Below are 12,807 nucleotides of genomic sequence, written 5' to 3'. Positions count from 1 at the left end.
TCACCGGCCGTCGGCCGGTGCTGTGTCCACCGATCGAAGGAGCCCCCATGATGAACCGCCGCTGGCTGCTGGGCAGCCTGTTCGCTGCCGCCCTGTCCACCCTGGCCCCGCTGGCCCAGGCGCTGGAGACCCTGCCCTACACCGCCCAGGCCCTGGCCGCCGCCCAGCAGGCCGGCCAGCCGGTCGCCCTGCACTTCCATGCCGACTGGTGCCCGACCTGCCGCCAGCAGACCACGGTGCTGAACCAGTTGAAGGCCGACCCGGCGCTGAAGCTGACCGTGCTGGTCGTCGACTACGACAACGAGAAGGACCTGCGCAAAGCCTTGCAGGTGCGCACCCAGTCCACCGTCATCGTCTACCGCGGCACCACAGAGAAGGCCCGCATCGCCGGCGAGACCGCGCCCGACAAGATCCGCGCCGCGCTGCAGGCAGCCCTCTGATCGGCCAGCAATGGTGTCGTTTCCCGAACTCGGCCTGAGCCTGGCCGCCGGCAGCCTGACCACGCTCAGTCCCTGCGTGTTTCCGCTGCTGCCCTTGGTGCTGGGCGGCGCGCTGCAGGCCAGTCGGCTGGCGCCGGTGGCGCTGGGCCTGGGCATGGCCAGCGCCTTTGCCGGCATCGGCATGCTGCTGGGCGCCGCGGGCCCGGCCCTGGGCCTGGATGGCGATGTGGTGCGGGTGGCCGGCGCCTGGCTGCTGATCGGCTTCGCGCTGGTGATGCTGATCCCCGCCTGGAACGAGCGCTTCACGCAGCTGATGGCGCCGCTGGCCAGTGGCGCCAATGCGGCTTCATCGCGCCTGTCGGGCGGCTCGCTGGCCAGCGCCTTCGGCCTGGGCGCCGTGCTGGGCCTGGTCTGGAGCCCCTGCTCCGGCCCGCTGCTGGCCTCGGCGCTGACGCTGGTGGCCAGCGAGGGCGGTGTGGCGCGCGGCGGCCTGATCCTGGGTGCCTTCGGCCTGGGGGCGGCGATCCCGCTGGTGGCGGTGGCTTATGCCTCGCGGGCCGGCTTCCAGCGCGTGCGCGGCTGGGTGCTGGGGCGCATCGGCCTGGTCAAGAACGCCTTTGCACTGCTGCTGGGCGGCATGGGCGTGCTGATCCTGACCGGCGGCGACAAGTGGCTGGAAGCCCGCGTCAACGCCTGGTTGCCCGAGGGCTGGCTGGCGCTGACGACGCTGTTCTGATCAAGCCGCCAGCACCACCGAGAACCAGCCTGCGTCGTCGCTCCAGTGCTGGCAGCTGCGGTAGCCCGCGTCGTGCAGCAGCGCGTCGAACGCCTCGGGCGTCCACTTGTAGGAATGCTCGGTCAGCAGGCGCTCGCCGGCGGCGAAGCGGCGCTCGCCGCCGGGCCAGTGCACGGTGGTGGCGAGGCGGGCCTCGAGGTGCATCTCGATGCGCGAGGCGGCCGCGTCGTAGAAGGCCACGTGGCGCCAGTCGTCCAGCCGGAAGTTGCTGTCCAGCACCCGGTTCAGGTGGCGCAGCAGGTTCAGGTTGAAGGCCGCGGTCACGCCCAGCGCGTCGTCGTAGGCCGCTTCCAGCACCGGGATGGCCTTGACGCGGTCGACACCGATCAGCAGCGCCCCGCCCTGGCTGAGCGCACGCGCCTCGCGCAGCAGGCGCAGCGCCTGCTCGGGCGCGAAGTTGCCGATGCTCGATCCTGGGTAGAAGACCAGCGACGGCCCGGCATCGGGCCCCAGCGCCTCGGGCGGCAGCGCCAGGCGGGCCGAGAAGTCCAGGCCCACGCCCACCAGTGCCAGCGCCGGGTGGGCCGGCTGCAGCGCCCGCAGCGCCTCGCGCAGGTAGTCGACCGAGATGTCCAGCGCCACAAAGCGCCGCGGCCGCAGCACCCCGAACAGCGACGCGGCCTTGCGGCAGCTGCCGGCGCCGGGCTCGATGATCACCGGCCGCGGGCCCAGGCGCGCGTGCACCGCCGCCGCGATCGCGGCGCCGTGGCGCTCGAAGATCGCCGCCTCGGTGCGGGTGGGGTAGTACTCGTCGAGCGCGGTGATCGCCTCGAAGAGGCGCGAGCCCAGCGCGTCGTAGAAGAACTTGGGCGACACCGCCGCCGGCTGCGCCAGCAGGCCCAGCGCGGCCTCGCGGGCCAGTGCGCCGGGATCGATCCGGTGCAGCTCCAGGAACAGCGGGCTCATCGGGCCGAGTCGCTGTCCGGGCGGTCCGCTCAGAGCGCCGCTTCGATGTCGGTGGCGATCTTCTCGGGCGTGTCCTGCGGCGCGTAGCGCGCCAGCACCGCGCCGTCCCGGCCGATCAGGAACTTGGTGAAGTTCCACTTGATGGCCTCGCTGCCCAGCAGACCGGGCTTGGCCTTCTTCAGGTACTGCCACAGCGGGTGCGCGCCGCTGCCGTTGACCTCGACCTTGGCCATCATCGGGAAGCTGACACCGTAGTTCAGCTCGCAGAAGGACGAGATCTCGTCATTGCTGCCCGGGTCCTGACCGCCGAACTCGTTGCTGGGAAAGCCCAGCACCGTCAGGCCCCGCTCGCCGTAGCGTTCCCACAGCGCCTGCAGGCCCTTGAACTGCGGCGTGAAGCCGCAGGCGCTGGCGGTGTTGACGATCAGCAGCACGCGGCCGCGGTAGTCGGCCAGCTTCACCGGCTTGCCGTTGATGTCGGTGGCGTCGAAGTCGTAGAGGCTGGGCATGTCGCGCTCCGCAGGGCAGGGCCCCGATGCTAGCGCCGAAGCCAAATCCCCGTCAGGGCCGCAGCGCCGCCAGCGCCGCAGCGCCCAGGATCAGGCCACCGCCGATCAGCAGTTGCGGCGTCAGCACGCCGGCGCCCAGCAGCAGCGCCGAGCCGCTGGCCCACAGCACCTCGGTCAGCATGATCACCGCGGTCACGTTGGCCTTCAGGCGCGACACGCCGTACTGCAGCGCGAGGTTGCTGGCCAGGAAGACCCCGCCCATCGCCACCGCACCGGCCAGCCAGGGGCCCGGCGGCGGCGGCGGCGGGGCCTGCAGCGTCAGCGCCAGCACGGTGGAGACCAGGCAGCCGCCGACGAACATCGCCAGGCCGCGGCCGCCGCCGCTGCGGTGCGCCTCGCGCCGCAGCAGGATGTTGTTGACCGCGAAACTGAAGCCGCCCAGCAGACCCAGCAGGTCGACCGGCGCCACCGCCAGCGCGCGGCCGGGCTCGGTGGGCCACAGCACGGTGGCCGCGCCGGCCAGCCCCAGGGCCACGCGCAGCACCGCGCTGCGCGTGATCGGCTCATGCAGCACCAGGCGCGCCAGCACCACCGCCCACAGCGGCATCACGTAGAACAGCAGGATCACCCGCACCACGTCGCCCGCGGTGACGCCCCAGTTGAAGCTGGCGTTGGTGGTGCCGGCCGCCAGCAGGATGCCCCACAGCGGCGGCGAGCCGGCCAGCTCGCGCCAGGCCCCGGGGCTGCGCCAGCTGATCGCCGCCGACGCGACGGCAAAGATGATGGCCGTGGCCCACAGCGGGTGCAGACCGGCGTCGTGCAGCTGGCGCATCGGCCACCACGACAGGCCCCAGGTCATGGCATTGAACAGCAGCCCGCCGACGGCGGCGGGCTGGAGCGCACCGTGCGGCACTGTCAGAGCTGCCGCTCGCGCTGGCGGCGGCGCCACCAGACCACGCCCACGACCACGAGCACCACGCCCAGCAGACCGAAGATGCCGTACTGGAAGTTGTGCACCATGCGCCACATCCAGTCCCAGTTGCGCGCCCCGAAATAGCCCAGGTAGACCCAGATCGGCACGCTGATCAGCGCGGCCAGGCCGTCCATCAGGAACCAGGTGCCGAAGCCCACGCGGTGGCTCATGCCGGCGGTGAAGAACACCGGCGTGCGCAGCCCGGGCAGGAAGCGGGCGACGAACATCACCCAGCGGCCGTACTTGGCGAAGGCGCGCTGCGCCAGCTCGAAGCGCTCGGGCGTCAGCACGCGGCGGAAGAAGGGCCAGCGCATCACCTTGGCGCCCTGGAAGCGGCCGACGGTGAAGACCAGGCCGTCGCCGATCAGCACGCCGGCCATGCCCACCGCGAACATCGTGTGGGGGTCGGCATAGCCCAGGCCGGCGATCACGCCGCCGGTCACCAGGGTCACGTCCTCAGGCACGGGAACACCGAAGCCGCAGATCAGCAGCATGGTGAAAACCGCCAGGTAGCCGTATTCGGTGAAGAGGGGAAGCAGCGCGTTGAAGACGTCCATGGCGGCGGTGGCGTCGACCCCGCACGGGCGGCCGCTGCAAGACGGCCAGCGGCCCGGCAGGCGGGCCGGAAACCGCGAATTTACCCCAGCCGGGGCACCAGCCGGGTGCGCCAGACCCGCACCGAACCGAGGAATTCACGCCCCACCCTCTGGCACACTGCCCGGCGCCCCCCTGTCCCGACACCCTTTTTCCCCGCCCGGCCATGCCCCGCCCGATCGAAGCCCTCGTCCACACCGCCGCCCTGGCCCACAACCTGGCCCGTGCCCGCGAACAGGCCGGCGATGCCCGCGTCTGGGCGGTGGTCAAGGCCAATGCCTACGGCCACGGCATCGAGCGCGCCTTCGAGGGCCTGCGCGCAGCCGACGGTTTCGCGCTGCTGGATCTGGCCGAGGCCGAGCGCCTGCGCGCGCTGGACTGGCGCGGTCCGATCCTGCTGCTTGAAGGCGTGTTCGAGCCGCGCGACCTGGAGCTGTGCTCGCGCCTGAACCTGTGGCATGCGGTGCACTGCGAGCAGCAGATCGACTGGCTGGCCGCGCACAAGACCCACCAGCCGCACCGGGTGTTCCTGAAGCTCAACAGCGGCATGAACCGCCTGGGCTTCACGCCGCGCGCCTTCCGCGCCGCCTGGGCGCGCCTGAATGCGCTGCCGCAGGTGGACGAGGTCTCGCTGATGACCCACTTCTCGGACGCCGATGCCAGCCGCCACGGCGGCGACGGCATCGCCCACCAGCTGGCCGCCTGGGACGAGGCCACCCATGACCTGCCCGGCGAGCGCAGCCTGGCCAACAGCGCCGCCACGCTGCGCCACCTGGAACGTGCCGGCGTGCGCGCCGACTGGGTGCGCGCCGGCATCATGAGCTACGGCGGCGTGCCCGATTACCCCGAGCACGACGCCGCCCACTGGCGCCTGCAGCCGGCGATGACGCTGCGCTCGCGCCTGATCGGCATCCAGCACCTGCAGCCGGGCGACACGGTGGGCTACGGCAGCGCCTTCACCGCCGAGGTGCCGATGCGCATCGGCATCGTCGCCTGCGGCTACGCCGACGGCTACCCGCGCCATGCCGGCACCGGCACGCCGGTGCTGGTCGACGGGCTGCGCACCCGCAGCATCGGCCGGGTGTCGATGGACATGCTGGCGGTGGACCTGGAGCCGGTGCCGGCGGCGCAGCTCGGCAGCGAAGTGACGCTGTGGGGCCAGGGCCCGCGCGGCACGCGGCTGGACATCGACGAGGTGGCGCGCGCCGCCGGCACCATCGGCTACGAGCTGATGTGCGCAGTCGCGCCGCGCGTGCCGATCCACGCCGAGCCGCTCTGAGGCGCGCGCAGCGATGGCGCGCCGGCCCTGGCACCGCGACCCCGACGGCTTCGAGCAGGCCACCCGCGCCGACCTGCAGCAGCGCCGCTGGCTGCGCCTGCATGTGCTGCTGCTGGCGGCGCTGACCACCGCGCTGTGCTGGGGCGTGTCGGCGCTGCTGCGGCGCGCCGGGGTCGAGTCGCTGGCCTGGCGGCCGCTGGCCGCGGTGCTGCTGACCTGGCCGCTGTACCTGGGGCTGCTGTGGGCCTGGGGGCGCTGGCTGCTGTCGCGCGACAGCGCCGACCTGGGCGATCTGGTGGACGGCGCCGACCTGGTCGATGGTGCCGCCGACCTGGTGGCTGCGGGCGCCCGTGCGGCCGGCCGCGGCCTGCCGCGGGTACCGGGCAGCGCGGTGTCCGAAGCGGCCGACGACGCGGCCTCCGGCGCCCTCGATGCGCTGGGCACGCTGGGCGAGGCCGACGAGGCCGTGCCGCTGCTGGTGGTCGTCGGCGTGGCGCTGTCACTGGCCGCAGCGCTGGGCTTCGCGGTCTTCGGCCTGTTCGGCGTGGACGTGCTGCTGGGCGTGGCGGTGGAGCTGGCCTTCGCCTCGATGGGGGGTGCGCTGGCCTGGCGCGCCCGGCGCGAGGGCTGGCTGATGCACGCGCTGCGCCGCACCACCGCCCCGATGCTGGGCCTGGCCGGGGGTGTGGCCGTGGCCGGCGCCCTGCTGCATCACTGGCTGCCCCAGGCGCGCACGCTGCCCGAGGCGCTGCGCCTGCTGCTGGGCTGAGCAGGATTTGGCGCCCCAGTCGCCCTGGCGCCACTGCCGCGCCGGGTCTGCCGCAAGGCGATGTCGATCGTTTTCACGCCGCTCGCCCGGCCCGCTAGGGTGTCGGGTTGAACATCGCAAGGCGAGGACAACACGATGACGAACATCCTGATGACGCTGCTGGTGGGGCTGGTGGTGGGCGCGGTGGCGCGCCTGCTGCTGCCCGGCGACCAGCGCATGGGCTGGATCATGACCAGCCTGCTGGGCGTGGCGGGCTCCTTCCTGGCCAGCTTTGCCGGTCAGGTGGCGGGCTTTTACGTGGCCGGGGACAAGGCCGGCTGGATCGCTTCGGTGCTGGGCGCGATGGTGCTGCTGTTCGTGGTCTCGCGGCTGCAGGGCGCCGGCAACGACCAGGCCTGACACTTACCGCTGGCCGGCGCGGCCAGGTCAGACGCTCAGCGCGGCAGTTGCGCCGCGTGGTCCAGCCACTGCCCCAGTGCCTGCACCAGGTCGGAGCGGCTGAAGGAGCAGCTCTCCTCGCCCAGCATCACCGCGGTGTCCAGCGGCTGCAGCAGCCGCTCCAGCACCTGCGCATAGCGCTGCGGCAGGCCGTTCCACTGCAGCGCCGCCAGGCGAAAGCGTGCGCACACGGCCTCGGGGCTGATCTCGCCGGCGTCCAGCTGACTCAGCGTCAGGCGCAGGTGGTGGATGGTGGCGTCAAGGTCGTTCATCGGTGTGGCGCGCGAAACAGGCGCCCCAGGGCAGCGCACTTCCGGCCATTGTGCCGCGCCCGGGCGCGCTGAAATAGCGCCGGGTGCAGCCCCCGCCGGGGGACCGGGCACCCACCCTACCCGGAGCATCCGATGAGCATCAGCAGCATCCAGGGCGGCCGCACCGCCATGATCACCGAAGGCGACCGCGTCAAGCCCGGCCGCCAGCAGGCCCGCGAGGCCCTGGCCGAGGCGCTGGCCAGCGGCAACCTCGACGCCGCGCGCAGCGCCTTCGGGCAGCTCAGCGAGGCCGCCGCCGACGACCGCGTTCGGCGCACCGATGGCCCCTTCGCCCGCCTGCAGGCCGCGCTGGCTGGTGGCGACCTGCAGGCCGCCAGCACGGCCTTCGAGCAGATGGTCACCAAGCAGCGCAAGGACCCGGGCACCGAGAAGGCCACCAGCCGCCCGCTGGCCCAGGAGGGCACGCTGGGCCGCCACATCGACCTCAGCGCCTGACTCCCCACGCCGGTCACGGAACCGGCGGCGCAGGACGGGATCCATCCGGGTCGGCCGCGCGGGCGTATGCTCGCCGGCACCGATCAGGAGACCCCACCCATGCCTTGTTTCGATCGCCGCCAGCTCCTCGCGGGCCTGGCCGGCGCCCCGTTGGCCAGCCTGGCCGGCGGCTCCGCCCTGGCGGCCACCCCGCTGGCCGTGCCCCCCCTGCCTCTGCGACAGCGCCGCCTGGCCAACGGCCTGCAGGTCATCAGCCTGCGCGCCGGTGGCGTGGGCACGGTGGCGATCAATGTCTGGTACCGCGTGGGCGGCAAGGACGACCCCGAGGGCCGCTCGGGCTTCGCCCACCTGTTCGAGCACCTGATGTTCAAGGGCTCGGCGCACATGCTGCCCGAGCAGTTCGACCGCCTGACCGAGGACGTCGGCGGCGAGAACAACGCCTTCACCGCCGAGGACGTCACCGCCTACCACGCGGTCGTGCCCTCGCACCACCTGGAGCGCATCCTGTGGGCCGAGGCCGACCGCCTGGCCAGCCTGCGCCTGGACGAGGCCAACTTCCGCAGCGAGCGCGCGGTGGTGCAGGAGGAGTTCCGCCAGCGCGTGCTGGCCGAGCCCTATGGCCGGCTGTTCAACGCGATCCCGGCTGCGGCCTACCAGCGCCACCCCTACCGCCGCCCGGTGATCGGCAGCATCGAGGACCTGGACGCCGCCACGCTGGACGACGTGCGCCGCTTCCACGCCACCTACTACCGGCCGGACAACGCGGTGCTGATCGTCACCGGCGACTTCGATCCGGCGCAGCTCGATGCCTGGGTCGACCGCTACTTCGCCCCGATCGCCCGCCCCGCCACCCCGGTGCCGCGCGTCGACGTGGCCGAGCCGGCCTGGCGCAGCAGCCGCCGCCAGGCCGTCACCGGCCCCAGCGTGCCGCTGCCGGCCGTGGTGGCGATCTGGCAGGGCCCGAAGGCCGGCCACCCGGACGTGGCGGCACTGTCGGTGACCCAGGCGCTGCTGTCATCGGGTGAATCGTCGCGGCTGAACCAGTCGCTGGTCTACCGCCAGCGCATCGCCCAGGCCGCCGCCTTCCAGGCCGATCCGCACACCGACGCCGGCGCGATCTTCGCCTACGCCATTGCCGCCGGTCGCAGCACGCCGCAGCAGCTGTTGCCGCCGCTGCTGGCCGAGCTGCGCCGCCTGGCCCAGGGCCCCATCCCGGCCGAGGAGCTCGACAAGGTCAAGACGCAGATGCTCACCGCCTCGCTCGGCGCGCGCCAGAGCGCCCAGGGCCTGGCCGAAGCCATCGGCTGGGCGGTGATCCACCGCAACGACCCCGAGGCCATCAACCGCGAGCTGGCCGAACTGCAGGCCGTCACCGCGGCCGATGTGCAGCGCGTGCTGCGCCAGTACGTGCTGGGACGCCCCAGCACGGTGCTGCACTACACCCAGGGCCGCAGCGCGCGGCCCCGCACCCCGACCCGCCAGGAGAGCCGCTGATGTCCCCCGCCTTGCCACAGCGCCTGCCCCAGCGTCTGCGCCGCGCCACGCTGCTGGCCAGCCTGGTGCTGGCCACCCTGCCCGCCGCCGCCACCCCGGGGGTCGACGAGCCCCCGGTGCCCGGCACGCCCCCGGTGCTGGCCCTGCCCGACATCCATGAAGACCGCCTGCCCAACGGCCTGCGCCTGGTGGTGGTGCCGCGCCACTCGGTGCCGCTGGTCAGCGTGGTGCTGCACCTGGCGCCCGGCAGCAGCGCCGAGCCCGCTGGCCGCGCCGGCCTGAGCAGCCTGACCGCGCAGCTGCGCCTGAAGGGCGCGCGTGTCGGCGGCCAGGCCCTGGGCGCCAGCGCGCTGGCCAAGCGCGCCGAGGCGCTCGGTGGCGCGCTGGAGGCCGGTGCCGGCCGCGGCGGCCTGAGCACCAGCATGACCGTGGTCACGCCCCACCTGCCCGAGGCGCTGACCCTGGTGGCCGCGGTGGTGCGCGAGCCACTGCTGGCCGCCGACGAGCTCGAACGCCTGAAGGCCCAGACCCTGGACGGTCTGAAGATCCCGCTGGCCGATCCGATGCAGCTGGCCAACCTGGCCGCCACCCAGGGCGCCTGGGGCGCCTCGGTGTTCGGCAGCCAGGCCACGCCGGCCAGTGTCGGCCGCATCACGCTGGACGACATCCGCGAGCTGCAGCGCCGACTGGCCCAGCCGCAGCAGGCCACGCTGGTGATGGTGGGCGACATCACGCCCGAACAGGCGCGCCGCCTGGCCCAGCAGACGCTGGGCGACTGGCGCGGCACCGACACGGCGCCGCCGCAGGCCCGGCGCGAGCCGCCCGCACCGCAGACGCCGCGCACCGTGCTGGTCAACCTGCCTGGCGCCGGGCAGAGCGGCGTGGTGGTCACCGCGCCCGGCGTGGCCGTCGATTCGCCCGAGCGCCGCGCGGCCCAGCTGGCCACCGCGGTGCTGGGCGGCGGGTATTCGGCCCGGCTCGGCGCCGAGCTGCGCATCAAGCGTGGCCTGACCTACGGCGCCACCGCCATGCACGACAGCCAGGCCAGCGGCGGCATCCTCAAGGCCGCCGCGCAGACCAAGCCCACCACCGCCGCCGAGCTGGCCCAGGTGACGATGGACGAGATGCAGCGCCTGGGCCGCGAAGCCCCCGCTGCCGACGAGCTGGCGGCGCGCAAGGCCTCGCTGATCGGCGGCTTCTCGCGCCAGTTCGACACCACCGGCGGCATCGCCGGCATCGTCCTGGGCGAGATCGAGCGCGGCCGCCCGCTGGCCCAGCTGCGCCAGGTGGTGCCCGAGATCGAGGCCGTCAGCGCCGAGCAGGTGCGCGACTACGCCGCCCGCCACTGGCGCACCGATCAGCTGCGCACCGTGATCGTCGGCGACGTGGCCGCCAGCGGCCCCACGCTGAAGGCGCTGGATCCGCAGGCGCTGAGCATCGAGGCCAGCGCGCTGGACCTGGAGTCGCCCACGCTCAAGCGTTGACGCCGCCGTCGGGGCCGCTATCATCGCGGCCCCGGTCGGCAGTTCACCGAGGCGTTGCCGCGCAGCCCGTCTGCGAGCTGAACCTGCCCTGATTCCACCGCCTGTTGTTCACCCCTTGTCTGGTGTGCACCGCGGCTGCAAGTCGGCAACCCCAGCCGGCGCGGGCCTGACTCGCGCCACTCCCCGGTGCATGCAGGAGACATGCATGAACACGGACACCTCTCTTCCCGCGCGGCGAACTGAGCGCCACCGCGTGCCCCTGCACAGCCCCGACCTGTCGGGCTTTGCCAAGGCGCTGCGGCGCCAGCTGATCGGCCACCACGCCGAGCACGCCGAGCCGCCCAGCCACACCCAGCTGCTGCAGATGCTGGCCCACGCCGCCGGCCACCGCAACTGGCAGGCGATGCGCGCACTGGCGCCGATGCTGGCCCCCGAACCGCCCGCCGAGGCGCCGCCGGTGGTGGACGACGCGCCCGACACCCCGGCCGCGCCGCTCAGCGCCGCCGCGGCCAAGGCCCTGACCCAGTTCGACGACTGGGGCCGGCTGACCCGCTGGCCCCACAAGCACAGCGTGCAGCGGCTGGCGATGTGGGTGCTGTGGACCCGCTTCGACACCGGCCGGCGCTACACCGAGCGCGAGGTCAACGAGCTGCTCAAGGCCTGGACCATCTACGGCGACCACGTCACCCCGCGGCGCGAGCTGATCAACATGGGCCTGCTGGCGCGTGAGGACGACTGCTCGGCCTACTGGAAGCAGCCGCAGCGCCCCGGCGACGAGGTGCAGGCGCTGCTGCAGGCGCTGCGCGAGCGCAGCCGGCGCGGCCTGCGCCTGCCGCGCTGAGCGACTGGCCTGGCGGGAGCGGCGACAATCGCCGCTCCCGTCGTTCCACCGCTGCACTGCGCCACCATGCCCGTCACCCGCGTCCTCACCGGCATCACCACCACCGGCACCCTGCACCTGGGCAACTATGTGGGCGCCGTGCGCCCCTGCATCGAGGCCAGCCGGCGCGCCGACGTCGACAGCTTCTTCTTCATGGCCGACTACCACGCACTGATCAAGTGCGACGAGCCGGCCCGCATCGAGGCCAGCCGCCTGCAGATCGCCGCCACCTGGATCGCCGCCGGCCTGGACACCGACCGCGCCACCTTTTACCGCCAGAGCGACATCCCCGAGATCCCCGAGCTGACCTGGCTGCTGACCTGCGTCACCGGCAAGGGCCAGATGAACCGCGCCCACGCCTACAAGGCCGCCACCGACGCCAACACCGCCGCCGGCGAGGACGCCGACGCCGGCATCACGATGGGCCTGTACTGCTACCCCATCCTGATGGCTGCCGACATCCTGATGTTCAACGCCCATGTGGTGCCGGTGGGCAAGGACCAGGTCCAGCACATCGAGATGGCGCGCGACGTGGCGCAGCGCTTCAACCACCTCTACGGCGCCGCCATCGGGCGCGAGTTCTTCGTGCTGCCCGAGGCGCAGATCGACGCCGAGATGGAGCTGCTGCCCGGCCTGGACGGCCGCAAGATGAGCAAGAGCTACGACAACGTCATCCCGCTGTTCGAGGGCGGCGAGAAGGCGCTGCGCGACGCCATTGCCCGCATCGTCACCGACAGCCGCCTGCCCGGCGAGCCCAAGGAGCCCGAGGGCACCGCGCTGATCCAGATCTTCGACGCCTTCGCCACGCCCGAGGAGCGCGCCGCCTTCCGCGCCGAGCTGCGCGCCGGCCTGGCCTGGGGCGAGGCCAAGCAGCGCCTGTTCGAGCAGATCAACCGCCAGATTGCGCCGATGCGCGCCCGCTACGACGCGCTGATGGCCGAGCCCGAGAAGATCGAGGCCATCCTGCAGGCCGGCGCCGCCAAGGCGCGCGCCATCGCCCGCCCGCTGCTCGATGAACTGCGCCACGCGGTGGGCCTGCGCCGCTTCCAGGCGCTGGCCGCGCCGGTGGACACCGCGGCCAAGCCCAAGGTCCAGCTGCCGGTGTTCAAGCAGTACCGCGAGGCCGACAACCGCTTCTACTTCAAGCTCAGCGCCCACGACGGCCGGGTGCTGCTGCAGAGTCAGGGCTTTGACGGCGGCCGCGACGCCGGCGCCTGGGTCAAGCGCCTGAAGACCGAGGGCGCCGCCGCGCTGGACAGCGCGCCGGTGGCGCTGGGCGAGGACGTGTCGCCCGACGAGGTGGCCCAGGCGCTGGCCGCGCTGGTCGCCGCCGAGCAGGCCTGAGGGCCCGGCCGCCGGCAGGCGGCGTGAAGCAGTTCACGGTCGAGGGACCGCCGGCTTATTCGCTGCGCTGCGGCGCCGATAGCCCATAGGCCCCCAGGCGGGGGTGCGCCTGCGCGCGTTCGCGCGAGCGCCTG

General features: G+C 73.2%; 15 protein-coding genes. 10 read left to right on the top strand and 5 right to left on the bottom strand.

What is annotated here, in order from left to right; genetic code table 11:
• The first annotated feature begins 47 nt into the window (after positions 1 to 47).
• Together KAK07_RS06890 and KAK07_RS06885 are read left to right on the top strand one after the other, a co-directional pair.
• The gene (locus KAK07_RS06890; RefSeq protein ID WP_247664255.1) at positions 48 to 440 is read left to right on the top strand and encodes a thioredoxin family protein; all 393 of its coding nucleotides are present in this window, start codon (positions 48 to 50) and stop codon (positions 438 to 440) included.
• 10 nt (positions 441 to 450) lie between these two features.
• Entirely contained in the window at positions 451 to 1,176 is a 726-nt protein-coding gene (locus KAK07_RS06885) for a cytochrome c biogenesis CcdA family protein (RefSeq protein WP_210859782.1), read from the top strand.
• Here the strand turns inward: KAK07_RS06885 and egtD are convergent, their stop codons facing one another.
• Genes egtD through KAK07_RS06865 form a run of 4 tightly spaced genes read right to left on the bottom strand, consistent with a single transcriptional unit; the run spans position 1,177 to position 4,181 of the window.
• A complete protein-coding gene (gene egtD / locus KAK07_RS06880; RefSeq protein WP_210859781.1) occupies positions 1,177 to 2,142 on the bottom strand; it encodes an L-histidine N(alpha)-methyltransferase in 966 nt (321 codons plus the stop codon). It abuts the gene before it with no gap.
• A 29-nt stretch (positions 2,143 to 2,171) separates the two neighbouring features.
• The gene (locus KAK07_RS06875; RefSeq protein ID WP_210851316.1) at positions 2,172 to 2,651 is read right to left on the bottom strand and encodes a glutathione peroxidase; all 480 of its coding nucleotides are present in this window, start codon (positions 2,649 to 2,651) and stop codon (positions 2,172 to 2,174) included.
• A gap of 52 nt (positions 2,652 to 2,703) precedes the next feature.
• The gene (locus tag KAK07_RS06870; protein WP_310738434.1) at positions 2,704 to 3,564 is read right to left on the bottom strand and encodes a DMT family transporter; all 861 of its coding nucleotides are present in this window, start codon (positions 3,562 to 3,564) and stop codon (positions 2,704 to 2,706) included.
• A gap of 2 nt (positions 3,565 to 3,566) precedes the next feature.
• Positions 3,567 to 4,181: a DedA family protein gene (locus KAK07_RS06865; RefSeq protein WP_210851312.1), complete on the bottom strand. Its 615-nt coding sequence runs from the start codon at positions 4,179 to 4,181 to the stop codon at positions 3,567 to 3,569.
• Between the two features lie 203 nt (positions 4,182 to 4,384).
• On the opposite strand from KAK07_RS06865, the gene alr reads away from it, so the two are divergent.
• From alr to KAK07_RS06850, 3 genes are all read left to right on the top strand, one after another.
• Positions 4,385 to 5,497, top strand: coding sequence for an alanine racemase (alr, locus tag KAK07_RS06860; RefSeq protein WP_210851310.1), 1,113 nt, complete (start codon positions 4,385 to 4,387; stop codon positions 5,495 to 5,497).
• A 13-nt stretch (positions 5,498 to 5,510) separates the two neighbouring features.
• Entirely contained in the window at positions 5,511 to 6,266 is a 756-nt protein-coding gene (locus tag KAK07_RS06855) for a hypothetical protein (RefSeq protein WP_210851308.1), read from the top strand.
• Between the two features lie 135 nt (positions 6,267 to 6,401).
• Complete coding sequence (locus KAK07_RS06850; RefSeq protein WP_210851306.1) at positions 6,402 to 6,665, top strand: GlsB/YeaQ/YmgE family stress response membrane protein; 264 nt, start codon at positions 6,402 to 6,404, stop codon at positions 6,663 to 6,665.
• Between the two features lie 35 nt (positions 6,666 to 6,700).
• On the opposite strand, the gene KAK07_RS06845 is transcribed toward KAK07_RS06850, so the two are convergent.
• On the bottom strand, positions 6,701 to 6,976 hold the full coding sequence (locus KAK07_RS06845; RefSeq protein WP_210851304.1) for a hypothetical protein: 276 nt from the start codon (positions 6,974 to 6,976) through the stop codon (positions 6,701 to 6,703).
• A gap of 132 nt (positions 6,977 to 7,108) precedes the next feature.
• Between KAK07_RS06845 and KAK07_RS06840 the strand changes: the two genes are divergently transcribed.
• The 5 genes from KAK07_RS06840 to KAK07_RS06820 all read left to right on the top strand — a co-directional run bounded on the left by KAK07_RS06840 (position 7,109) and on the right by KAK07_RS06820 (position 12,673).
• A complete protein-coding gene (locus tag KAK07_RS06840; protein ID WP_210851302.1) occupies positions 7,109 to 7,471 on the top strand; it encodes a hypothetical protein in 363 nt (120 codons plus the stop codon).
• A 99-nt stretch (positions 7,472 to 7,570) separates the two neighbouring features.
• Positions 7,571 to 8,965, top strand: coding sequence for a M16 family metallopeptidase (locus tag KAK07_RS06835; RefSeq protein WP_210859780.1), 1,395 nt, complete (start codon positions 7,571 to 7,573; stop codon positions 8,963 to 8,965).
• A complete protein-coding gene (locus tag KAK07_RS06830) occupies positions 8,965 to 10,449 on the top strand; it encodes a M16 family metallopeptidase (RefSeq protein ID WP_210859778.1) in 1,485 nt (494 codons plus the stop codon). The genes KAK07_RS06835 and KAK07_RS06830 overlap by 1 nt, the downstream gene beginning before the upstream one ends.
• 205 nt (positions 10,450 to 10,654) lie before the next feature.
• A complete protein-coding gene (locus KAK07_RS06825; protein WP_210859776.1) occupies positions 10,655 to 11,290 on the top strand; it encodes a DUF2087 domain-containing protein in 636 nt (211 codons plus the stop codon).
• Between the two features lie 66 nt (positions 11,291 to 11,356).
• Entirely contained in the window at positions 11,357 to 12,673 is a 1,317-nt protein-coding gene (locus KAK07_RS06820; RefSeq protein WP_210859774.1) for a tryptophan--tRNA ligase, read from the top strand.
• The last annotated feature ends 134 nt before the right edge of the window (positions 12,674 to 12,807 follow it).

The organism is Ideonella alba, from assembly GCF_018069875.1.
GTDB classification, from domain to species: domain Bacteria; phylum Pseudomonadota; class Gammaproteobacteria; order Burkholderiales; family Burkholderiaceae_C; genus Ideonella; species Ideonella alba.
The sequence above is the reverse complement of the archived record's forward strand: the minus strand, read 5'-3'. Positions and strand labels throughout refer to the sequence as shown.

Excerpts from the sequence above, each read along its gene's own strand:
- KAK07_RS06850 (WP_210851306.1), top strand. The coding sequence starts at position 6,402 with ATGACGAACATCCTGATGACGCTGCTGGTGGGGCTGGTGGTGGGCGCG.
- KAK07_RS06890 (WP_247664255.1), top strand. The coding sequence starts at position 48 with ATGATGAACCGCCGCTGGCTGCTGGGCAGCCTGTTCGCTGCCGCCCTG.
- KAK07_RS06820 (WP_210859774.1), top strand. The coding sequence starts at position 11,357 with ATGCCCGTCACCCGCGTCCTCACCGGCATCACCACCACCGGCACCCTG.
- KAK07_RS06855 (WP_210851308.1), top strand. The coding sequence starts at position 5,511 with ATGGCGCGCCGGCCCTGGCACCGCGACCCCGACGGCTTCGAGCAGGCC.
- KAK07_RS06875 (WP_210851316.1), bottom strand. The coding sequence starts at position 2,651 with ATGCCCAGCCTCTACGACTTCGACGCCACCGACATCAACGGCAAGCCG.
- KAK07_RS06865 (WP_210851312.1), bottom strand. The coding sequence starts at position 4,181 with ATGGACGTCTTCAACGCGCTGCTTCCCCTCTTCACCGAATACGGCTAC.
- KAK07_RS06830 (WP_210859778.1), top strand. The coding sequence starts at position 8,965 with ATGTCCCCCGCCTTGCCACAGCGCCTGCCCCAGCGTCTGCGCCGCGCC.
- KAK07_RS06885 (WP_210859782.1), top strand. The coding sequence starts at position 451 with ATGGTGTCGTTTCCCGAACTCGGCCTGAGCCTGGCCGCCGGCAGCCTG.
- alr (WP_210851310.1), top strand. The coding sequence starts at position 4,385 with ATGCCCCGCCCGATCGAAGCCCTCGTCCACACCGCCGCCCTGGCCCAC.
- KAK07_RS06835 (WP_210859780.1), top strand. The coding sequence starts at position 7,571 with ATGCCTTGTTTCGATCGCCGCCAGCTCCTCGCGGGCCTGGCCGGCGCC.
- KAK07_RS06840 (WP_210851302.1), top strand. The coding sequence starts at position 7,109 with ATGAGCATCAGCAGCATCCAGGGCGGCCGCACCGCCATGATCACCGAA.
- egtD (WP_210859781.1), bottom strand. The coding sequence starts at position 2,142 with ATGAGCCCGCTGTTCCTGGAGCTGCACCGGATCGATCCCGGCGCACTG.
- KAK07_RS06845 (WP_210851304.1), bottom strand. The coding sequence starts at position 6,976 with ATGAACGACCTTGACGCCACCATCCACCACCTGCGCCTGACGCTGAGT.
- KAK07_RS06825 (WP_210859776.1), top strand. The coding sequence starts at position 10,655 with ATGAACACGGACACCTCTCTTCCCGCGCGGCGAACTGAGCGCCACCGC.